Annotated in this window: 16 protein-coding genes and 1 tRNA gene; 10 read left to right on the top strand and 7 right to left on the bottom strand. The window is 46.6% G+C overall.

Features of this window, described 5'->3' with window-relative positions:
• Window positions 1–190: 190 nt before the first annotated feature.
• Window positions 191–1,309, top strand: coding sequence for an acyltransferase family protein (locus tag BC343_RS18095; protein WP_078349201.1), 1,119 nt, complete (start codon window positions 191–193; stop codon window positions 1,307–1,309).
• Between the two features lie 27 nt (window positions 1,310–1,336).
• Window positions 1,337–2,059: a 3-keto-disaccharide hydrolase gene (locus tag BC343_RS18100; protein ID WP_078349202.1), complete on the top strand. Its 723-nt coding sequence runs from the start codon at window positions 1,337–1,339 to the stop codon at window positions 2,057–2,059.
• Between the two features lie 148 nt (window positions 2,060–2,207).
• Here the strand turns inward: BC343_RS18100 and BC343_RS18105 are convergent.
• Together BC343_RS18105 and BC343_RS18110 are read right to left on the bottom strand one after the other, a co-directional pair.
• Window positions 2,208–2,282 (bottom strand) — tRNA-Val (locus BC343_RS18105).
• A gap of 132 nt (window positions 2,283–2,414) precedes the next feature.
• Complete coding sequence (locus tag BC343_RS18110) at window positions 2,415–2,726, bottom strand: hypothetical protein (protein WP_078349203.1); 312 nt, start codon at window positions 2,724–2,726, stop codon at window positions 2,415–2,417.
• A 1,114-nt stretch (window positions 2,727–3,840) separates the two neighbouring features.
• On the opposite strand from BC343_RS18110, the gene BC343_RS18115 reads away from it, so the two are divergent.
• Window positions 3,841–4,533 carry a ferritin-like domain-containing protein gene (locus BC343_RS18115; protein ID WP_078349204.1) on the top strand — a complete coding sequence of 231 codons (693 nt, stop codon included), beginning with the start codon at window positions 3,841–3,843 and terminating at the stop codon, window positions 4,531–4,533.
• A 4-nt stretch (window positions 4,534–4,537) separates the two neighbouring features.
• The gene (locus tag BC343_RS18120) at window positions 4,538–5,395 is read left to right on the top strand and encodes a ferritin-like domain-containing protein (RefSeq protein WP_078349205.1); all 858 of its coding nucleotides are present in this window, start codon (window positions 4,538–4,540) and stop codon (window positions 5,393–5,395) included.
• A 93-nt stretch (window positions 5,396–5,488) separates the two neighbouring features.
• Here the strand turns inward: BC343_RS18120 and BC343_RS31080 are convergent, their stop codons facing one another.
• The gene (locus BC343_RS31080) at window positions 5,489–7,450 is read right to left on the bottom strand and encodes a DUF6600 domain-containing protein (RefSeq protein WP_156088764.1); all 1,962 of its coding nucleotides are present in this window, start codon (window positions 7,448–7,450) and stop codon (window positions 5,489–5,491) included.
• Window positions 7,451–7,634: 184 nt separating this feature from the next.
• On the opposite strand from BC343_RS31080, the gene BC343_RS18130 reads away from it, so the two are divergent.
• Window positions 7,635–8,597 carry an isopenicillin N synthase family dioxygenase gene (locus BC343_RS18130; protein ID WP_078349206.1) on the top strand — a complete coding sequence of 321 codons (963 nt, stop codon included), beginning with the start codon at window positions 7,635–7,637 and terminating at the stop codon, window positions 8,595–8,597.
• A gap of 255 nt (window positions 8,598–8,852) precedes the next feature.
• Here the strand turns inward: BC343_RS18130 and BC343_RS18135 are convergent, their stop codons facing one another.
• Window positions 8,853–10,256, bottom strand: coding sequence for an MBL fold metallo-hydrolase RNA specificity domain-containing protein (locus BC343_RS18135; protein WP_078349207.1), 1,404 nt, complete (start codon window positions 10,254–10,256; stop codon window positions 8,853–8,855).
• A 137-nt stretch (window positions 10,257–10,393) separates the two neighbouring features.
• On the opposite strand from BC343_RS18135, the gene BC343_RS18140 reads away from it, so the two are divergent.
• The 3 genes from BC343_RS18140 (at window position 10,394) to BC343_RS18150 (ending at window position 13,403) form a co-directional block, all read left to right on the top strand.
• On the top strand, window positions 10,394–10,765 hold the full coding sequence (locus BC343_RS18140) for a BlaI/MecI/CopY family transcriptional regulator (protein ID WP_078349208.1): 372 nt from the start codon (window positions 10,394–10,396) through the stop codon (window positions 10,763–10,765).
• Window positions 10,766–10,767: 2 nt separating this feature from the next.
• The gene (locus BC343_RS31625) at window positions 10,768–12,741 is read left to right on the top strand and encodes a M56 family metallopeptidase (RefSeq protein WP_078349209.1); all 1,974 of its coding nucleotides are present in this window, start codon (window positions 10,768–10,770) and stop codon (window positions 12,739–12,741) included.
• 269 nt (window positions 12,742–13,010) lie between these two features.
• Entirely contained in the window at window positions 13,011–13,403 is a 393-nt protein-coding gene (locus tag BC343_RS18150) for a hypothetical protein (RefSeq protein ID WP_078349210.1), read from the top strand.
• Here BC343_RS18150 and BC343_RS18155 read toward each other — a convergent pair.
• The 3 genes from BC343_RS18155 to BC343_RS18160 form a co-directional block, all read right to left on the bottom strand.
• Entirely contained in the window at window positions 13,397–14,083 is a 687-nt protein-coding gene (locus tag BC343_RS18155) for a PAS domain-containing protein (RefSeq protein ID WP_078349211.1), read from the bottom strand. The two genes, BC343_RS18150 and BC343_RS18155, sit on opposite strands and share 7 nt — an antisense overlap.
• 67 nt (window positions 14,084–14,150) lie before the next feature.
• Window positions 14,151–14,306 (bottom strand): lmo0937 family membrane protein, encoded by a 156-nt coding sequence (locus BC343_RS30800; RefSeq protein ID WP_143822251.1) that lies wholly within the window; start codon window positions 14,304–14,306, stop codon window positions 14,151–14,153.
• 340 nt (window positions 14,307–14,646) lie between these two features.
• Window positions 14,647–16,398 carry a M61 family metallopeptidase gene (locus BC343_RS18160; RefSeq protein WP_143822252.1) on the bottom strand — a complete coding sequence of 584 codons (1,752 nt, stop codon included), beginning with the start codon at window positions 16,396–16,398 and terminating at the stop codon, window positions 14,647–14,649.
• 271 nt (window positions 16,399–16,669) lie between these two features.
• Here BC343_RS18160 and BC343_RS18165 point away from each other — a divergent pair, with 271 nt between their 5' ends.
• Entirely contained in the window at window positions 16,670–17,791 is a 1,122-nt protein-coding gene (locus BC343_RS18165) for an efflux RND transporter periplasmic adaptor subunit (protein WP_078349213.1), read from the top strand.
• Between the two features lie 4 nt (window positions 17,792–17,795).
• A complete protein-coding gene (locus tag BC343_RS18170; RefSeq protein WP_078349214.1) occupies window positions 17,796–20,924 on the top strand; it encodes an efflux RND transporter permease subunit in 3,129 nt (1,042 codons plus the stop codon).
• Window positions 20,925–20,933: the final 9 nt, after the last annotated feature.

Below are 20,933 nucleotides of genomic sequence, written 5' to 3' on the forward strand. Positions count from 1 at the left end.
TGCCAACTTTTTTCGGGTGTTGGACAATATTTTACCCTATTAACAACATTTCTCAATTTATCGAGCTATTTATCCAAATATACGACAAGTATTTTCAATTATCCGACAATTTGCGCACGTGCCTTCCTTTTACTTTTGTTCACCCGGTAGCTGATATTCCGCCGGTATAAACTATCCCTTAACTAATTTCATGAGCGCAAATTCAACAAACCTTGCCACCAAACCGCACTATCCTATATTGGATGGGTTGCGTGGCGTGGCCGCTATTACCGTAGTAGCTTATCACATTTTAGAAGCAAGCACAACCAATACCCTCACGCAGGCAATAAACCACGGCTACCTGGCTGTCGATTTCTTTTTTGTGCTTTCGGGTTTCGTAATAGGTTATGCCTACGACGATCGTTGGCATAAAATGACCATAGGCGGCTTTTTTAAACGGCGCTTAGAGCGGCTGCAGCCTATGGTTATAATGGGGATGCTGATAGGTGCCCTGTGTTTTTACTTTTCCGATTCGCCCGCCTGGCCTAATATTCATAATGTACCGGTTTGGCAATTACTGCTTGTTATGCTCGTTGGTTTCACGCTGCTGCCGATTCCGCCATCTATGGATATACGCGGCTGGCAGGAAATGCATCCGTTGAATGGGCCGGGCTGGTCGTTGTTTTATGAGTACGTGGCCAATATTTTATATGCGCTTGGGTTGCGCAAGTTAAACAAGCCGGCCTTGTGGCTATTAGTAATGGTTGCCGGTGCATGGTTGGCGTATTATGTAATAACCAGCCCTGGCGGCGATGTTATTGGCGGCTGGGCATTAGATCCGGTTCAACTCAAAATCGGTTTTACGCGCCTTATTTACCCGTTTTTTGCGGGCTTATTGCTCTCGCGTTCCATTAAACCCGGCAAGCTTAACAAAGCCTTTTTATGGTGTAGTATTCTGCTACTGGCATTGCTATGCGTGCCAAGGCTTGGCGGGCAGGAGCAACGCTGGATGAATGGTATTTACGAAGCCGCGGCGATAATTATATTCTTCCCTCTGGTAGTTTACTTGGGTGCCTGCGGCGAAGTTAAGGGGAAGGCCGAAAGTAAGATCTGTAAATTTCTGGGCGATATATCGTATCCCATCTATATAACTCACTTTCCTTTTATTTACATTTATGCCGGCTGGGCAAGCGGCCACCGCCCTCTCGACCTAAAAGAAGCAACAGTTTATGGTATTATTACTTTTACGGTTTCGGTAATAGTAGCGTATGCTACGCTGGTGTTTTACGATGAGCCGGTGCGTGCGTGGCTGCGCAAAAAGCTGAATTGAGCATTTAAACCAATTATAAACCTATATATGTATAAATTACGATTGGCAGCCGCAGCTTGCCTGTTTGCCCTTGCGTTTAGCGCTTGTAGTAACACCACCACCAATACAGATAACCAATTAACCGAAAAAGAGCAGAGCGAAGGCTGGAAGCTTTTATTTGATGGCACAACCACCAATGGCTGGCATTTGTATAACCAGGAAAGTATTGGCGATATATGGCTGATTAAAGACGGTGTTTTGTATTGCAACCCCAACCCCGATTTAGACCACGGCGATTTGGTAACCGACGAATCATATATTAATTACGATTTTAAGTTTGATTGGAAGCTGGGCGAAGGTGGCAATAGCGGCGTATTTGTAAATGTGCTTGAGCGAAAAGACCTGGCAACCGCCTGGGCATCCGGTCCCGAATATCAGTTGCTGGATGATAAGCATAAGGATGCACACATCCCCACAAAGATATCCGGTTGCCTTTATGGATTTAGCCCGCAATTAAACCCTGTAAAGCTAACACCCAATGGCGGCTGGAACCATTCGGAGATCATACAAAAGGACGGTAAGGTATCATTCTATCTAAACGGCACCCTCACCGCGGAGCAGGACCTAAAAAGTACCCAATGGGCAGAAAAAGTTAAGAACAGCAACTTTAAAGCCTTCCCCGAATTTGGCAAATACACTAACGGCCGTATAGCCCTGCAAGACTGGACCAAAGGCGTATCGTTTAAAAATTTGAAGATACGAGAGTTGTAAGTAAATTAATATGTGTGGGGATGTTGATATCCTTAATGATTAGGCTGCTTCAGTTGGAGGCGGCCTTTTTTGTTGGCGAAAATTAGTGAGGTGGTCAAAAAATAGGTTTCAAACAAAAAAGCCTCACATTTCTGTGAGGCTTTTGAAGTGGGAGCTACTGGGTTCGAACCAGTGACCCTCTGCTTGTAAGGCAGATGCTCTGAACCAGCTGAGCTAAGCTCCCTTTTGTTTTTCCTTTTTCTTAGCGGATATTTCCGTTCGTTTTGGGATTGCAAATATAGAGCTAATACTTGTTTTGCCAAAAAATATTTTCAAATATTTTTAAAGTGCAAGATACAGAGGGATTTAATTTTTTTCACATAGCCAATTCGTGCCCGGGGCGCGGGTCCTCGGGTAAAATTTCCATCTCAGGGAAATCAATATAATCGGCATACCACTGTATGGCGCCTACCACATCAAGGGCATCTTCGGCGGCAATGTTGATGGTTTCGAAGGCATAAAGCTTATCATGCGCATAACCATAAAGCTGTATTTCGTTTTCGCTGGGGCTAAAGCGGTCGTGATTGAGGCAATATACTCTTATTTTAAGGCTGGTATCTCTGGAGTGGATAACATCCCTGCACGGATCCTTCGGATCGGTAGCCAATAAATATACATTGTAATCCATTTGCGTAGTATTGGGAGTTAGCTTATAATTATCTTATGCATAACCCATTAGCGGGGCATTGTGTTTTTGATAATGTCAATAATAAACATTTGGGTAATGTTTCCCCAAAATGGGTGTGTTTTTTCTACAGTTTAAATTAAATAAAGCAAGGCGAGGGGCTTTTTCTCTATAATTAAGCAGTTTTTGAGTTTGGTATCAGTATTGAATTAAAGTTAATACCCTTCTCAAAGGGTGTTTTTCATAGGTAGATGTAGGGCCGATAAAACTGCGAGAGTTTTACGGCCTTTTTTCTTTTTAGCCCCTACATAGGCTACATCATATGCACAGTTCCCCAATTTCCCCAAAACTCCGCAAGATTTCCCCACGCTTAAAACAGTATCGATAAAAAAGCTTAATATTTCCCTGTAATTAATATGTTTTGAACTTTGGCATTAGTATTGAATTAAAGTTAATACCCTTCTCAAAGGGTGTTTTTCATAGGTAGATGTAGGGCCGAATAAAACTGCGAGAGTTTTGTCGGCCTTTTTTCTTTTTAAGGCACCCGGGAAAACAATTCAATTAAATTAAACAAGCCGCAAATAGCAAGGGTTAAAAACTTTGCCATAAGCGCGGCCTTCTAAATACAAGGCTCTGCAAATGCGCCGGCCGTTCAATACTTTAAAGCGTAATCTTATTTTCTTACGGCCGAACCGATACCAGGTTACAGGCCATTAACTTAAGTTCATGTTGAGGACCGAATATTTCCGGTATCGTTCCCCAATTTCCCCAAAAATGTGAAGTTTTTCTACAATTTAAATTTTGATAAAGAGGAGAAATGCCCTTTTGCCTTATAATTAAGCGCTTTTGAAGTTTGGCATAAGTGTTGAATTAGAGTTAATACCCTTCTCAAAGGGTGTTTTTCATAGGTAGATGTAGGGCCGGCAAAACTGCGAGAGTTTTATCGGCCTTTTTTGTTTTAAATACCTTACTCTTTTATCAGCTACTCCCGCAACGGCTACTCTCGTTTCAGCTACTCTCCAAACGGCTAACAAGTTTATTATCAGGCTCAATCTAACATGACCGGTAATGCGTTTGTCTATTTAATTAATCAATACAAAGTAATTATAAACTACTTATGAAAACAGACACTAACTTAACTACAGGCGGAGCGAATATGGCCAGGCGGTCGTTCCTGCGCTATGCCGGGGCAAGTGCCGCAACTGTGGCTATCCTGGGCGCAGCATCCTGCCGCAGCGAACAGATACCGCACCCGGTTGATGCTACTGATATTGGCTCGGGCGACATTGGTATACTAAACTATGCCTATGCGCTGGAACAATTAGAGGCTGCCTTTTACATGCAGGTTGTGGCAACACCCTACAGCGGCATCTCCACTTCAGAAACAGCTTACCTTACCGACATTCGCGACCACGAGGTGCTGCACCGCGATTTCTTTAAAACAGCTTTAGGCAGCGCTGCTATAAAAGGCCTTACGCCCGATTTTTCAACCATCAACTTCAGCGACCGTGCAAGTGTATTGGGCGCAGCAAAGTTGTTTGAAGATACAGGCGTAAAAGCTTATGATGGTGCTGGTTACCTGATACAAAGCCCCGACTATTTAACCATTGCAGGCAAAATAGTTTCGGTAGAAGCAAGGCATGCCGCGTTAATAGCTAACTTAATTACCCCAGGCAGTTTTGTAAACCCCGATCAGGTAGATGAGAACGGCATTAACAGGTCGGCATCTATAGCTGAAATACTCAGCGCGGTAAATGGTTTCCTTAAAACCAAGGTAATAGCATCAAGTTTCGGTTACGATAAAGTATAACGCCATGAATTTATTTGAAATAATAGACGAAATAGAAAAAGTTGACCCGGAGATACACGAAAGGTTAAACCCGCGCCGTGCGGCCATAAAAAATATCACCAGCTTTGGCTCAAAAGTAGCGGTTGCTGCTTTGCCATTTGCCTTGGGTACCATGTTTAAAAAAGCATACGCCGCCGCATCAACTGCCGATGTTATTGGCGTGTTGAACTACGCCTTAACATTAGAGTACCTGGAGGCGGGTTTCTACAACCAGGGAACTTCTAAAGCAGGCTTGTTCCCCGGCTCAGATACCCAATACATCAACAAAATTACTGCCGACGAAAACAATCACGTTACTTTTCTTAAAAATGTGATAGGTTCGTTAGGCGGTACCGCCGTAGCTGCACCAACTGTAGATTATACCGGCGGCAACAACAAGGGCGGCGGTCCGTTCCCTACAGTATTTACCAATTACGATACCTTTTTAGCTGTTGCGCAGGTGTTTGAAGATACCGGTGTGCGTGCTTATAAAGGTGCTGCGCCGATTTTGATAAACAACCAGGTAGTGTTAACTGCTGCATTGGGTATACACGCGGTAGAAGCACGCCACGCATCGGCCATACGTAAATTACGTAACGACAGGGCTAACGGCGCAACCGCAAAACCTACTATTTACCCTTACATAGTAAGCAGCGCATCGTTAGGCAACGATACCGGTGTTTCTGTAGCCAACGGCAACTACGCAGGCGAAGAAAACCAAACACAGGGTGGCGTAAATTTAAGTTCGCTGGCTTCAACAGCTGTAGTAACTGCCGCTTTTGATGAGCCACTTACCAAAGACCAGGTATTGGCCCTGCTGGTAGGTTCGTTTATTGTGAACTAACGCTATTCTCTCCAAAAAGATCAGCTAAATAAAAACGGCCGCGGGGTAATTCCCGCGGCCGTTTGCATTATAAGGCTTTTGCTTACCGGTAGCTTAGGGCCTACCGGGGCGGTTCTGTTGCTGCTGTTGCTGGCGTTGCTGCTCGCGCTGTTGTTCTTGTTGTTGGCGCTGTTGCTCACGCTGCTGGCGTTGCTGCTCCATCTGTTGCTGGCGAGCTTGTTCTTGCTGCTGCCTTTGTTGCTCCTGCTGTTGTTGGCGCTGTTGCTCTTGCTGCTGGCGTTGCTGCTGTTGCTGTTGTTCGCGAGCCTGACGCTGTTGCTCCATTTGTTGTTGGCGTGCTTGTTCCTGCTGCTGCCTTTGTTGCTCTTGTTGCTGTTGGCGCTGCTGTTCCTGTTGTTGGCGCATTTGCTGTTGTTGCTGTTCACGCTGCTGGCGTTGTTGCTCCATTTGTTGCTGGCGCTGCTGTTCTTGCTGCTGCCTTTGTTGCTCCTGTTGCTGTTGGCGCTGCTGCTCTTGTTGCTGCCTTTGCTGATCCATTTGCTGCTGACGGGCCTGATCTTGCTGTTGCTTCAGTTGGTCTTGTTGCTGCTGTTGGCGCTGTTGTTGTATTTGTTGCCTTTGCTGTTCACGTACCTGCTGTTGTTGTTGGTCGGCTTGCTGGCGAGCTTGTTCTTGCTGTTGCCTTTGCTGATCTTGCTGCTGGCGGCGTTGCTCCCGTTGTTGGTCTGCCTGCTGGCGCTGCTGGTCGGTCTGCTGGCTGCGCTGTTGCTCCCATTGCTGGCGGCGCTGTTCGCGTTGCTGATCGGCTTGTTGGCGCTGCTGGTCGGTTTGCTGGCTACGTTGTTGCTCCCATTGCTGGCGGCGTTGGTCGCGCTGTTGGTCGGCCTGCTGGCGTTGCTGATCGGTTTGCTGGCTGCGGTCGACCTGCATTTGTTGGCGTTGTTGTTCGCGTGCCTGGCGTTGCTGGTCGGCTTGCTGCCCTTGTGCGTTGGCATCTATAGGGCGGCGCGTTGGCCTGTCGGCAGTTCCTTGCTGCCCGTCGGGCCTTCTGAAGCCGCCGTTGCCACCGTTTTGTTGTGCGCCGGGTACATTAGGGCGGTCGTTGTTGTACGCAGGCCTATCGTTACCGTTGCGCACAAAGCGGCTGTTGTTTGAGCGTGCTTCGTTGGCTAACCTTGCGGCATTATCACGCTGGCTAACTATACCTGCGCGGCGGTCGCGGCCGCCTATACCCTGGTTAGGGTTCTCGCGTCTGTAAGCTGCACCATCTATCACTGTCGATGGGCGTGCACCACGGTCGCGGCGGATATCGGGCCTGTAAAAATTAACCGTATTGCGGTTAAAGGTATTGCGCGATGGGCGGTCGATATTGTTAATGGTATACATCCTTACCGGGCGATTGGTGCGGCGTTGAATATCCTCGCGGCGCGGGCCGGTAACGTACACGCGGTTATTATACCTGTAGGTATTGCGTATAAAGTTACTATGTACATATATGGTACGCACACGGGCATAAGGCACGCAGTAGTTATACACGTTGGTGTAGTTGATGTAAGCATATGGCGCAAACGACCAGTAGAAATCCGGAACGGAGTAGCTGTTATAATAATCGTCGCCATAGTAGGCATTATAGCTGTAGTCGGGTGTCATTGGTGCCCAGCCGTAGTAGCCGTCGCCATCGCGCCAGTCAACCCAGGCGGGTGCCCATTCGCTGCCGGGTACCCATTCCCAGCCATAGTAATCATCATAGGTCCAGCGGCCATAGTGGAAGGTTGCCCATCCCCATTCAAAATCGCTTACCCAAGTATTGCCGTAGTTGGTGTACACCCAGTGCCCGTTGGTTACATAAGGGCGAAAATCCTGGTCAACATCAGGCAGCCATACGTCGCCATACTTGGCATCGTAAACCCAAGTGCCATAGGGCGACAGTTGGTCGTAAAAATCCTGTGTGGATATATATTGGCCGCCATCCTGGGCGGAGCTTTTTGCAGGGGCAATTGCCACCAACATGATGGCTAAAAGTGCTGTCCCCCATAATTTTGTTAACGCTTTCATAATATATTCGAATAAGATAGGCTTATATGCAGGTAAGACTACGCCAAGTATAAAACGTTTAAACAATAAATAGTTTTAAGCCTTATATTGTGTAACAAATGTGCGGCAGATAAATTGTGGAGAGATAAACCCGTATCTGCCCCATCTTTTTAATAATTTTGAAGGCATTTTTAAACCCATACTTATGAGCACCATCAACATCCCTCGCCTCGACTTAAATACCTACGTAAACGGCAGCGCCGAAGAAAGGAAACAGTTTTCTGACGCTATTGGCAGTGCCTTTAACGAAACGGGCTTTGTTACCATAACCAACCATGGTTTAAGCAAAGAGCTGATGGATAAATTATACGAGCAGGTAAAAGCTTTATTTGCGCTGCCCGAAGCTACCAAGCAACAATACGAAATACCCGAATTGGCTGGCCAGCGCGGCTATACAGGCAAAAACAAAGAAACTGCTAAAGGCTTTAAAGTGCCCGACTTGAAAGAGTTTTGGCAGATAGGGCAGATAGACCCCGAAGAAACCGCCAGCAAAGAAGACTACCCGGATAACATGACGGTTGCCGAACTGCCCGAGTTTAACAGCACTACCGAAGAGGTTTACCAAAAACTGGAAGCTGCCGGTAAACACCTGCTGCGCGCTATTGCCGTGTATTTAGAATTGCCCGAGAATTATTTTGATGATAAAGTAGAGCATGGCAATTCGATATTGCGCACGCTGCACTACTTCCCGATAGAGGACCCGGATAGCCTGCCTGATGACGCCGTACGCGCCGGAGCACACGAAGATATTAACCTCATCACTCTGCTGATAGGTGCCAGTGCTGATGGTTTAGAGTTGCTAACCCGCGAGAACAAATGGTTCCCGGTAACAGCTTTTGGTGAAGACCTGGTAGTGAATGTAGGTGATATGCTGCAACGCCTGACCAACAATAAACTAAAATCGACCACGCACCGTGTAGTAAACCCGCCGCGCGAACTGATGAAGAACTCGCGTTTCTCGGTTCCGTTCTTCCTGCACCCCAAATCAGATATGGACCTAACAAGCCTGCCATCAACAATTGATGCCGAGCACCCCAAAGTGTATAGCGATATGACGGCAGGGGAGTATTTGGATGAACGATTGAGAGAGATAGGGTTGAAGAAGTAACCTGTCGACATAATTATAAAAAGGGCGAAAATCGAAGATTTTCGCCCTTTTTCTTTTACCTCCATGTCATTTCGACGAACAGAAGCGAGGGGAAGCGTAAGGTGTGAGGAGAAATCTTCGACACAATGCAATGCAGTCATGCAAGGCGATAATACATTGCGTCGAAGTTTTCTCACACTCGCCTTTCACGCACATGCCATCCGCACACCGGTTCGAAATGACATCGTGGTAGTAGTGTTTTCTTTCCTTCCTTTTCTACTCCAACACCACCTTCTGATGCTGATACGGTATCTCAATATTAGCAAATCCCTTTTCGCTTAGCTTTTCGGCAAAGTGCTGCTGTACTTCGTATTCGCCGTGCACCAAAAACAATTGTTTAACTACAGCCGGGTCCTGGCAACTGAGGAAGTGGAGCAGGTCGTCGTAGTCGCCATGGGCACTCATGCTTTTTATCGACTGTACTTCGGCATTTACCCGGTATTGCTCGCCAAAAATATGTACTTCCTTTTCGCCACGGGTCAGGCGGCCGCCAAGTGAGTTGGGTTCGGCGTAGCCTACCATCAAGATCGTGTTCTTTTGGTTGCTGATGTTGTTTTTGATGTGGTGCTTCACCCGGCCGGCCTCGGCCATGCCCGATGAGGAGATGATAACGCATGGGCGCACATCATCATTTAGCGCAATAGATTCCTGCGAGCTTTGAATGAACTTCAATCCTTTAAAGCCGAACGGGTCGGCATCTACCTTTAGTACTTCTTTTACCCCGTTGTTATAAACCTCGGGGTGATCTTTTAATACCTGCGTAGCTTTTTCGGATAGCGGGCTATCTACATAATACGGCACATCGGGCAATACACCTTTTAGTTCCAAAGCATTCAATGCGTAAAGTAATTCCTGCGTGCGCCCTACGCTGAACGCGGGTATAATTACTTTGCCTTTCTTTACCTCGCAGGTATGCTTTATTACTTCCAGCAAGGCATCCTCTATCGGGCCGATATCTTTATGCAAGCTGTCGCCATAGGTCGATTCTAATAAAATATAGTCTGCCTGCGGGAATGTTTGCGGGTTTTTCAGCAGCAGGTCGCCGTAACGGCCAACATCGCCGCTGAAGGTGATATAGGTTTTCTTGCCGTTCTCTATCACCCTGATGTGTACCGCAGCGCTGCCCAGTACGTGCCCGGCATCGGTAAATTTAAATTTTACGTTTTGGTTGATGTGGTAAGGCTCGTGATAATCTACTATTTTAAACAGGCTCAAAGCCTTAATTACATCTTCTTCGGTATACAAGGCTTCTAAAAGCGGCTGCCCTTTGCGGGCGCGGTGCTTGTTGCTGTATTCAATATCCTGCATCTGTATCTTGGCCGAATCGAGCAGGAGTATCTTGCAGAGGTCCATTGTGGCGGCGGTGCAAAATATTTGTCCTTCAAAGCCTTCGGCTACCAGGCGTGGTATTAATCCGCAATGGTCTATGTGCGCGTGCGAGAGTATCAGGTAGTCAACTTTTTTTGGGTTAAAGCCAAAATGCTCGTTCATGTCTTCGGTTTGCTCGCCCAGGCCCTGGAATATGCCGCAATCTAACAATATGCCAGTGCCATCCTGTAAACGCAAAAGGTGTTTGCTGCCGGTAACATTACGGGCAGCCCCGTGAAAAGTAATATCCATGTATAATTGGTTGTGGAATTTTAACAACCAAACATGCACATAAAAGTTTATTAAATAAAAAACTAAACATTTAGTTGTAAATTTGCTTTATATATTTTAACTTCGTTTAACTAATAAATTAGTTCGTTTTTATCATGATGGAAATAAAAGAGTTAACACGCGCCGAAGAACAGATAATGCAAGTGCTGTGGCAGTTGCAAAAAGGCTTCGTAAAAGATGTGCTTGACGTATTGCCCGAGCCGAAACCTGCGTACAATACGGTATCAACTATCATCCGGATACTGGAGACCAAAGGCTTTGTGGGGCATACGGCCTACGGCAAAAGCCACGAGTATCATCCCATTATCAGCAAAGAAGCTTACAAAAACTTTGCTGCCGATAAATTGCTTACGGGCTACTTCGATAATTCGGTGAACCGTATGCTCTCCTTTTTTGTGAAGAAAGAAAAAATAGACCTGAAAGAGGCCGATGAGATAATGAAACTTATTGAGAAACTTAAAGAGAAATAGTTATGGCTTGGTGGCATTATTTGTTGCTGGTAAATATTTACCTCACCTTGTTTTTTGGCTTTTACGCGCTGCTTTTGCGCCGCGAAACCTTTTTTCAGCTTAACCGCATTTACCTGGTAGGGGCGGCGCTGCTATCGTTCTTTATCCCATTGATGCAGTCGGAATGGGTGAAGAACCTGTTTATTACGCAAAAGGTGCAATATGTATTTTACGGTACGGGTACCGAAATAAACATAACAGCCATGGCACCTATAAACAATAGCTCCTACACGCTGGGCGAAATACTGGTAATGGTATACCTTGCCGGCGTTACGCTGCTTGCTTTGCGGCTGATGTGGCAATTTATACAGCTTAGGCGAGTGATAAAGCAGGAAACGCCATCGGCCACGCCCTACTCTTTTTTTAATACCGTAAACGTTGCCGAAGATACCGAAGGCCGCGACGTAATTATGGCACACGAGCATGTGCACGCCAAACAATGGCACTCGGCAGATGTGCTGGTGATAGAAGCGGTAATGATCATTAACTGGTTTAACCCCGTGGTGTACCTGTACCGCTTTGCCGTTAAGCACATACACGAGTACATTGCCGACCGCCAGGCCATTGATGCCGGCAACGATAAAGCCGAGTATGCCATGCTGTTGCTTAGCCAAACCTTTAACACACCCCAAAGCCAATTAGTTAACCCATTTTATAACCACAGTTTATTAAAACAACGAATTATGATGTTACAGAAGAACAGATCGGCGAGGGTGAAGTTGTTAAAGTACGGCTTATCGGCCCCATTATTTGGTTTGATGCTGGTATTGTCGTCAGCCACCATCAGTAACAGCAAGGCTATTGAAGCCATCCACGATAATGCAGCAGAGTTGTTATTGCAACCCGCTACCGGCGAGGCACCCGAAGAGGCAAAAGTTATAGAGCCCACCGCTACAAATTTATTGCTTAAAGAAACGGTAGTGGTTATTGATACTCCGCGACGGGGTAAAGTTTATATGAAGGTGGACAAAATGCCGCAATTTGGAAAAGATGAGAGTGCATTTGGTCGGTACATTGGAAAAAACGTTAGATACCCTGCTATTGCCAGAGAGCATAATGTGCAGGGCCGTGTAATACTCACTTTTGTGGTAGAAAAAGACGGCTCATTGAGCGATGTAAAAGTACTGCGTGGTATTGGCAGCGGCTGCGACGAAGAAGCCGTACGCGTAATAAAAGCATCGCCTAAATGGACACCGGGCACACAAGGGGGTAAAAAGGTACGGACCCAATTCTCGGTGCCTGTAAATTTTGCACTTTCACTTGAGGCTGATAATAAAGAAAATGCAACTTATACCGAACCTACGGTAGCGAGCTCGGCCGTTCCCAACGAGGTATTTACCGCGGTAGAGCAGCAACCAGCCTACAAAGGGGGCAATGAGGCTTTTGCAAAATTCCTTACCGCCAACATTAAATACCCGGCTGAAGCACGTAAAAATAAGATACAGGGTCGCGTAATTACCACCTTTGTAGTGATGAAAGACGGTAGCATAAACAACGTAAAAGTATTGCGCGGAATTGGCTACGGTGCGGATGAGGAAGCCGTGCGCGTTGTGAAAGCCATGCCAAAATGGAACCCCGGCATGCAAAACGGGCACCCTGTAAATGTACAATTTACGGTACCGATCACTTTTACACTTGATGGTAAACAACTAAACCTGCAAGGCAAAGTAGACCCGGCGATATATCCTAAAACATATAAATTGTTAGCGGGTGATACCAGCACTATCAAAACCGGAGATGGTAAAACATTTATCGAGCTAAAGGGAGATAAAGTGCCATTGTATATTGTTGACGGTAAAGAAGCGAAGGATCTGAGCAGTATTAACCCCAATGATATTCAGAGTATCAGCGTATTAAAAGATGCATCTTCGACATCTATATATGGTGATAAGGGCAAAAATGGGGTGATTTTAGTAACTACTAAAAAAGCAAAATAGCACACAGTTTAGTTAATTATAAACCTGGCCGGCAGATGCAAATTTGCCGGTTTTTTTGTGTTATCCCTTTTGTCATATCGAGGGAAGCGAAGCGACGAGATATCTTGTTAAATAAAGTATGAACGCTAATGTATGAACGATTTGCAGCCGTACAGGATATCTCCCCAGGCTGCGCCCATCTCTCCCCGCTGCCCATCGAAATAACAAATAATATAAGTTGGTGATTATGAAATACTCTCTCTAAATTTATACCATAAACCTGCCCCGCCATGAATGTTAAACTAATCCTTCAATTATCCCTTTTCGGGCTGATAATGGCCTTTGGTACCATATCGCTTATACCCGAACCTATCGAACCATTCTTTTGGGTGGTGATATTTATATTTTCAGCAGTAGTGATTGCCAAAGCCTGCCCGGCCAAACATTTTTGGCATGGCTTTCTGTTAAGCCTTTTCAATAGCGTTTGGATAACTTTAGTGCATGTTTATTTTTATGATAAGTACCTGCCGCATCATCCTAATATGTCGGGGTTCGAAATTGGTACACACCCGCGGGTGATGATGATATTAATGGCACCACTATTCGGCATTATCTTCGGGCTGATACAGGGCGCATTTGCTTACATAGCCTCAAAGTTGTTTAAGCCCAATCCGGTTTACTGAGCATCTGTAGACTCCATAGCTTCTTTTTGCTCGCGCAGGTTCCGCATAATTTTGGTGAAGCCGCGGTGGTTACGTTCCTCATCGTATAAGGGGAATACCAGCCCGCTGCCCCAAAAGCGGCTTCCGTCGCGCCGCATGTGGTAGCGCTCGTCAATAGCGCGGCCGTGGATGAGCGCATTGGTCAATTCTTTTTCCGGCTCGCTAATAGCAATATCTTCGGGCGTGAAAAATATTTTGGCGCTGCGGCCAATTACTTCAACTTCTTTATAACCTAAAACTTTCTCTGCACCCGAGTTCCAACTGTTAATGTCGCCGTTCTTGTCGGTAGTTACTACGGCGTAATCTTCCAAACTCTCCAGCACCTGGTGGAAAAAGTCCTCACTCATCCTGAAGTAGCTGTCGTCAAAAATATCCTGCCCGGTTATGTTATCGTTCCGCGTTTCATAATCCAGCATAATAATAGTTTCGCTGATGCCGGCTGCCATTACCATAGGTTCGCGGGTTATTTTGTAGAAAGTTTCGTAACCCTCGGGTAGGTTATATAGTTCGGGCTTTTTGCGTACGGGTTTCAGCGTAATAGCATTTTCCAGCGATGGCTCGGCGGCGCTGCTGGCCAGCAGGTAAGTGTAGCCTTTTTCTATCAGGTCGCCCAGTAATTGCGGCGTGAACGGGATCTTCATGGTGGCAGTAGAGTTATTGAAAAGGCCCCGGTTTGCGCCGGAGCCTTTGATTTATAATGTTTGCTTACTATATTGCTGTCGGCCTGCGTATAATACCCAGTATTACGGCTATAACGGCCAGTACCAGCAATATATTTATCAATCCGCCTACGGTGGTGAAGAAAAAGCCCACGGCCCAACCAATAACAAGGATGACCGCGATGGTATACAATAATGAATTCATGGTAGTAGATGTTTAAAATGTTATTTATTATGGGTTATGTAATAAATAATGTGCCAAAAAAATAGGTTAGTGGTTATTTTACCGCAAAGGGCGCAAAGATTTGCAGCTTCATTAGCGCAAAGGCCACAGAGCTTTGCAAACCGTTTATTAAGGTTTTAAGAGGGATAAATTAGTAAGTAAAGTAGCTATAAAAGGTAATCGCGGTAGGAAATGAAATTGCGCTTGCAAGGCTTTGCGCTTCTTTGCGTTTTTTCTCTGCGTTCTTTGCGGTTAAATAATAAAGCCAACAAAAAGCCCCCTATCCAAAAGAATAGAGGGCTTGTATAAAAAGTTATTCAATCTACAACTTCAACCATTTTTTACGTACCGCCAATTGCTTTTCGGTAGCGTTTGGCAATTGCTCGGCTTTGTATTGAACGCGGCTGTTGCGTTGCAGGGTTACCGGTAGGCTGTAGGGTTTACCATCGCGTATTACGGCTACGGTAACTTTATCGCCTACTTTATGGGCGTTCAGCATTGCTGCAAGATCGGTAACCGGTGTGCCGTCTATCGATACTATTTCGTCGCCCACGTTAATGCCGTCTTTCCAACCCGGTCCATCGCGCAACACCATGGTCACTATCTTTTTACCATTTTGGTTTACCGATACGCCCAGTGTTGGGTTATTGGTATCGGCCAGTTTATCTACTATCTGGTAACCGGCGTAGCCCAAGTATTTGTTATAATCGATAGCTGCTAAGCCATTGATGTATTTAGCATAAAAATCATCCAGTTTTTTACCTGCGAATTTTTCGAAACCTGCTTTAAACTCGGCATCGGTATAGCCGCGTTTTTTGCCTTTGTAATAGGTTTGGTACATGTATTTCATTACATCGTCCAGCGATTGCTTGCCGCCGGTGTTGTTCATTATCTCCAGGTCAAGCAGCATGCCTACTACAGCACCTTTGTCGTAGTAAGATATACCGGTGTTGTATGAGTTCTCGTTAGGGCGGTAAGCTTTTATCCAGGCATCAAAGCTGGCTTCGGCCAATGGCTGTATGCGCGAACCGGGCTGGTTCTCTACCGTGTTTATATCACCAATAGCATCTTCCAAATAGGCATCGGCCGAGTAAACATCAGCATGCAGGCGGGCCAGGTTTTGGTAGTAGGCAGTAAAGCCTTCGGCTATCCACAGGTTGGTGGTGTAGTTTTCGTTCTCGTAATCAAACGGGCCCAATACTATAGGGCGCAGGCGTTTTACATTCCACAAGTGGAAGTGCTCGTGTGCTACCAGGCCTAAAAAGCCCATGTAGCCGCTCTCGCTGCCATATTGCTCGCGGCCGGCACCTAATACGGTAGAGCTTAGGTGCTCTAAACCGCCGCCACCACGCTGGCGGTTGTGTACAATAAAGGTGTAGTGTTTATTAGGGTTCTCGCCAAATACGGCAGTTTCGGCTTCAATAATTTTAGTCATGTCCTTTTTCAGGCGCTCTTTATCGTAGTTACCGCCGCCATACATGGCCACTTCGTATTTAACGCCGGCAGCATCAAAACCAAATACATCCTGCGTGCCCACCTCGATAGGCGAATCGAACAGGATATCATAGTTTGGCGAAGTGCGGGTGAACTGGTCGCCGCTAACCATTTCAAGGCTGGTAGATACGGTGGTCCAATCTTTATAAGGGATTATTTTTACGGTAGAAGGTTGGTCCAGCATACCTTTTGGGTACAGGAATACGCCTGAAGTTGAAAGGAAGCCGTGGCTCACATCAACAAAACTGGTACGTACCGATACCTCGAAAGCATAAACCTTGTATTTAACCACTACGGTAGATACGCCGGTGGTAGCAATATGCCAGGTGTTTTTACTAACCTTTGGCGCGGCAATAGCTTTGCCATTGGCGGTAGCGGTAAGGCTCTCTATGTTTTTGGCAAACTCGCGCACCAGGTAGCTGCCGGGCGTCCAAACAGGCATCTTTAATTCGAGGCTTGCTTGTTTCAGGCCGCTAACGGTCATTTCTACATCAATGTAATGAGCCTGTACTTCGGGAAAGGTAACTTTATAAGATATTTTAGGAGATACAGCAGCAGCTTCGGCCGTGGAAACTTTCATAAATAATAATATTAAATAAGCCAGAGCTATAGGTTTAAAATTTTTCATGGTTGCAATTTATGAAAATTTATGTTTTTTAATTGAAACGCAAAAAAAGGGGTGTTGTAAAATGGTTGATACACGCAAGCAATATGCACACTAAGCGGTTAGTTTTGCGGTTATTAAGCGGTGCAGGTATTTTATATTTACGCCGAAAAAAATATACAACAGCAAACAAATGCGAACGCCTTTTTATTTACAGATGAACCTCATCATCAGCCAATAAGCCGACATGAAAACGAAATACATTATATACACATTGTTGGCTTTGCTGGTGGCCTTCCTTATTTATAATAAATTTTTTAGTCAGCACGCTAAAGAGCGCGATGCCCTAACCGCCGGTGGTGGTGGAGCAGGCGGCGGAGGCGGCAAAGGTGGTGGCAAGGGCGGAAAAGGCGGTAAGCCCAACCCGCCGGTATCGGTAACGCTGATGGTGGTGAAAGATACCGCCGTGAGCAACCAGATAGATATTACCGGTACCATTGATGCCAACGAAAAGGTAAGCCTGATAAGCCAAACCGCGGGCAATATTACCGGAATTTACTTTAATGAAGGTACCAAAGTGAGCAAAGGGCAACTGCTGGTAAAAGTTTACAACCAGGATCTGCAGGCATCACTGCAGCAAATAAACGCCCAAATGGTTTTGGCGCGCGATATTAATAACCGCAACAAGATATTATTAGAGAAAGAGGCCGTTAGCAAAGAGGAGTACGAAACTTCACTATCGTCCCTCAATGCCATGAAGGCGCAGGCCGATGTAATAAGGGCACAGATAGCCCGTACCGAAATACGTGCACCATTCTCAGGCACTATAGGCTTGCGTAACGTTAGCCCGGGTGGCTATTTGTCGCCGCAAACGCCTATTGCCACATTGGTGAATATCGACCCGGCGAAGCTTACCTTCTCGGTACCTGAGCGCTATCTGCCTTTGATAGGTGCAGGCAGCAAGGTGAAGTTCACTATCGAAAGTTCGCAGAAAGACTTCAGCGCTACGGTTTATGCTGTAGAGCCTGCCTTGGATGCAACATCGCGCACCATTACGGTAAGGGCAAAAGCACCTAACGAGGGTAATTTGCTTACCGCAGGCTCGTTCGCCAAGGTGAACCTTACGCTCGACCAGATACCAAAAACCATTATGGTACCAACCGAATGCGTTATCCCCGACCTGAAAAGCAGCAAGGTATACGTAATGCACAACGGCATAGCCGAGGCACGATTTGTGAAAACTGACCTGCGTACCGATACCAAAATACAGATCATCGACGGCCTGAAACAAGGGGACAGCCTGGTAGTATCGGGCCTGATACAGATACGCCCGAAATCGCCTTTGAAGGTTAAAAACGTTATAAAATAGCCCTATGAGTTTATCGTCCGTAAGTATAAAAAGGCCCGTATTGGCAACCGTAATGTCGGTTGTTATAGTGGTGTTCGGCGTTATTGGCTATACGTTCCTGGGGGTGAGGGATTTTCCTTCGGTAGATCCGCCCATTATATCCGTATCAACCAGTTACTCGGGTGCCAATGCCGATGTAATTGAATCGCAAATAACCGAGCCGCTGGAGAAAGCTATCAACGGTGTGCCGGGCATTCGTAATATATCTTCAACCAGTTCTGTAGGCTCGAGTAATATCACCGTAGAGTTTAACCTGGATGCCGACCTGGAAACCGCCGCTAACGACGTGCGCGACAAGGTGAGCCAGGCCCAGCGCCAGTTGCCGCAAGATATTAATGCCCCGCCGGTAGTTACCAAGGCCGATGCAAGTGCCGACAACATTATCACCCTGACGGTTAGCAGCGACAAGCGCAACATTATGCAGGTGAATGATTTTGCCGAGAACGTGCTGCAGGAAGGCTTGCAAACCATCCCCGGTGTAAGTACCATTAACATACAGGGCCAACGCCAGTACGCCATGCGTTTGTGGATCGACCCGAATAAGCTTTCGGCACTAAAACTTAGCGCTAACGATATTGGCGACGCGCTAAACCGCGAGAACGTGGAGCTGCCCGCCGGTAAAATTGAAGGTAATAATACTGAGATAACCATACGAGCACTGGGTAAACTAACCGACGAGAAGGACTTTAACAACCTCATCATCCGTGCCGATAGTAACCGTGTGGTGAGGCTGCGCGATGTTGGTTACGCCATATTGGGTTCGGCCAATGAGGAAACATCGCTGAAAGAATCTTTCGTGCCGATGGTGAGCCTCAACGTGGTGCCGCAGCCGGGTGCCAACTATGTGCAGATAGCCAAAGATTTTTATGTAAGATTGGCCCAGATACAGAAAGACCTTCCGCCGGATATTAAAGTAAAGGTGGCTTTGGATAATACCAAATTCATCAATAATTCCATCACCGAAGTAAAAGAGACCTTGCTTGTATCCTTTGTACTGGTGGTAATTATTATTTACCTCTTCTTCCGCGATTGGCTCATCGCCTTCCGCCCGCTGATAGATATACCGGTGTCGCTGATAGGCGCCTTCTTCATCATGTATGTGTTCGGTTACTCCATCAACATTCTTACCCTGCTGGGCATTGTGTTGGCCACGGGTTTGGTGGTGGATGATGGTATTGTAGTAACCGAAAACATCTATAAAAAAGTAGAAGGTGGTATGCCGATCAGACAGGCGGCCTTCCAGGGGTCGGCAGAGATATTTTTTGCGGTGGTATCTACCTCGGTTACTTTGGCCGCGGTGTTCCTGCCTATCATGTTCTTGCAGGGTTTTACAGGCAGGTTGTTTCGCGAGTTTGCGGTGGTAGTTGCCGGTTCGGTATTGATATCTGCTTTCGTATCGCTATCGTTAACACCGATGCTGAATGTGAAGCTTATCCGTAAGGAGCAAAAGAAATCGAAATTCTACGAAAAGACCGAGCCTTTCTTCGAGGCTATGACCACCGGCTACACCGAATCGCTCATCAACTTCATGAAGAAGAAATGGGTATCGTTCGCGATACTTATTGGCTCGCTGGCTATCACCTGGATACTGTTTAAAGTAACACCATCAGAGCTTGCCCCGCTTGACGACCGCAGCTTACTGCGTTACTCGGTTACCGGATCTGAAGGTGCCACCTACGAGTACATGACCCGCTATATGGACAAAGTTGCCCAGATAGTGGCCGACTCGGTTCCTGAAGCTAACGTTAACCTCGAGATCGTATCGCCATCATTTGGCGGTGGTGGTTCGGCAAACTCGGGCTTTGGCCGTATAGGTTTGGTAGCGCCCGATAAGCGTACACGAACGCAGCAGCAGATAGCCGATTTTATGAACAAAAAGCTGCGCGCCATGCCCGATGCCCGTGCCATTGTGGTGCAGGAACAAACCATAAGCGGTGGCGGTAGCGGTGCGCGTACTTCGCTGCCCGTGCAATTTGTTATCCAGAACCAGGATTTTGAAAAGATACGTAAGGTACTGCCCGACTTTTTTGCCGAGGTATCAAAAAGCCCTGTTTTCCAGGGGACGGATATCAACCTGAAATTTACCAAACCCGAGTTGCGTGTTGTGACAGACCGCGACCGCGCGCGCGACCTCGGCGTTTCGGTACAGGATATTGCCCAGGCGCTGCAATTGTATTATAGCGGTGGCCGTTTGGCGTACTTCCTCATCAATGGTAAACAATACCAGGTAATAGCCCAGGTAGACCGCGCCAACCGCGATCAGCCGCTCGATCTGAAATCGGTTTATGTACGCAGTACTAAAGGCAATTTGGTGCAGTTGGATAACGTGGTGAAAGTGGCCGAAAGCGCTACGCCGCCATCTATCTACCACTTTAACCGTTATAAATCGGCAACGGTACAAGCCGGGCTCGCACCGGGTAAAACCATTGGCGATGGTATTGCCGAAATGGATCGGATATCAAAAGAAATGCTTGATGAAACCTTTAGTACTGCACTAAGCGGCCCATCGAGGGATTATGCAGAAGGTTCATCAAACATCGCTTTTGCCTTCCTCTTCGCGCTGTTGCTGATATACCTTGTATTGGCCGCACAGTTCGAAAGCTTTGTGGATCCGTTCATCGTAATGCTTACCGTACCCTTGGCTGTGTCGGGAGCCTTCCTGTCGCTTTGGTTATTCGACCAAACCTGGAACATTTTTGCGCAGATAGGTGTAATTACCCTTGTAGGGCTGGTAACCAAAAACGGTATCCTGATCGTAGAATTTGCCAACCAGCGCATGGAGCACGGGCTTAGCAAATACGAGGCCGTTGTTGAAGCTGCCACATCGCGCCTTCGCCCAATATTAATGACCAGCTTGGCCGTTGTGTTGGGTTCGGTACCTATTGCTTTGGCTTTGGGTGCGGGTGCAAAAAGCCGTGTGTCATTAGGTATCGTTATTATTGGCGGTATGCTGTTTTCGCTGGTGCTTACACTTTACGTTATCCCGGCCATGTATTTAGTTTTTGCGGCCAAAACCCGTAAAGATCCTGATGAAGAAACGGAGGAAGAGGCAAAGGCCATTCATCCTTCGCACATTATTATTCAAAAACCATAAGCAGCAAAG

Origin of the sequence: Mucilaginibacter pedocola (genome assembly GCF_002013915.1) — a bacterium.
GTDB lineage: Bacteria > Bacteroidota > Bacteroidia > Sphingobacteriales > Sphingobacteriaceae > Mucilaginibacter > Mucilaginibacter pedocola.

Coding starts and splice junctions, on each gene's coding strand:
- BC343_RS18095 (WP_078349201.1), top strand. CDS start 191: ATGAGCGCAAATTCAACAAACCTTGCCACCAAACCGCACTATCCTATA.
- BC343_RS18100 (WP_078349202.1), top strand. CDS start 1,337: ATGTATAAATTACGATTGGCAGCCGCAGCTTGCCTGTTTGCCCTTGCG.
- BC343_RS18110 (WP_078349203.1), bottom strand. CDS start 2,726: ATGGATTACAATGTATATTTATTGGCTACCGATCCGAAGGATCCGTGC.
- BC343_RS18115 (WP_078349204.1), top strand. CDS start 3,841: ATGAAAACAGACACTAACTTAACTACAGGCGGAGCGAATATGGCCAGG.
- BC343_RS18120 (WP_078349205.1), top strand. CDS start 4,538: ATGAATTTATTTGAAATAATAGACGAAATAGAAAAAGTTGACCCGGAG.
- BC343_RS31080 (WP_156088764.1), bottom strand. CDS start 7,450: ATGAAAGCGTTAACAAAATTATGGGGGACAGCACTTTTAGCCATCATG.
- BC343_RS18130 (WP_078349206.1), top strand. CDS start 7,635: ATGAGCACCATCAACATCCCTCGCCTCGACTTAAATACCTACGTAAAC.
- BC343_RS18135 (WP_078349207.1), bottom strand. CDS start 10,256: ATGGATATTACTTTTCACGGGGCTGCCCGTAATGTTACCGGCAGCAAA.
- BC343_RS18140 (WP_078349208.1), top strand. CDS start 10,394: ATGGAAATAAAAGAGTTAACACGCGCCGAAGAACAGATAATGCAAGTG.
- BC343_RS31625 (WP_078349209.1), top strand. CDS start 10,768: ATGGCTTGGTGGCATTATTTGTTGCTGGTAAATATTTACCTCACCTTG.
- BC343_RS18150 (WP_078349210.1), top strand. CDS start 13,011: ATGAATGTTAAACTAATCCTTCAATTATCCCTTTTCGGGCTGATAATG.
- BC343_RS18155 (WP_078349211.1), bottom strand. CDS start 14,083: ATGAAGATCCCGTTCACGCCGCAATTACTGGGCGACCTGATAGAAAAA.
- BC343_RS30800 (WP_143822251.1), bottom strand. CDS start 14,306: ATGAATTCATTATTGTATACCATCGCGGTCATCCTTGTTATTGGTTGG.
- BC343_RS18160 (WP_143822252.1), bottom strand. CDS start 16,398: ATGAAAGTTTCCACGGCCGAAGCTGCTGCTGTATCTCCTAAAATATCT.
- BC343_RS18165 (WP_078349213.1), top strand. CDS start 16,670: ATGAAAACGAAATACATTATATACACATTGTTGGCTTTGCTGGTGGCC.
- BC343_RS18170 (WP_078349214.1), top strand. CDS start 17,796: ATGAGTTTATCGTCCGTAAGTATAAAAAGGCCCGTATTGGCAACCGTA.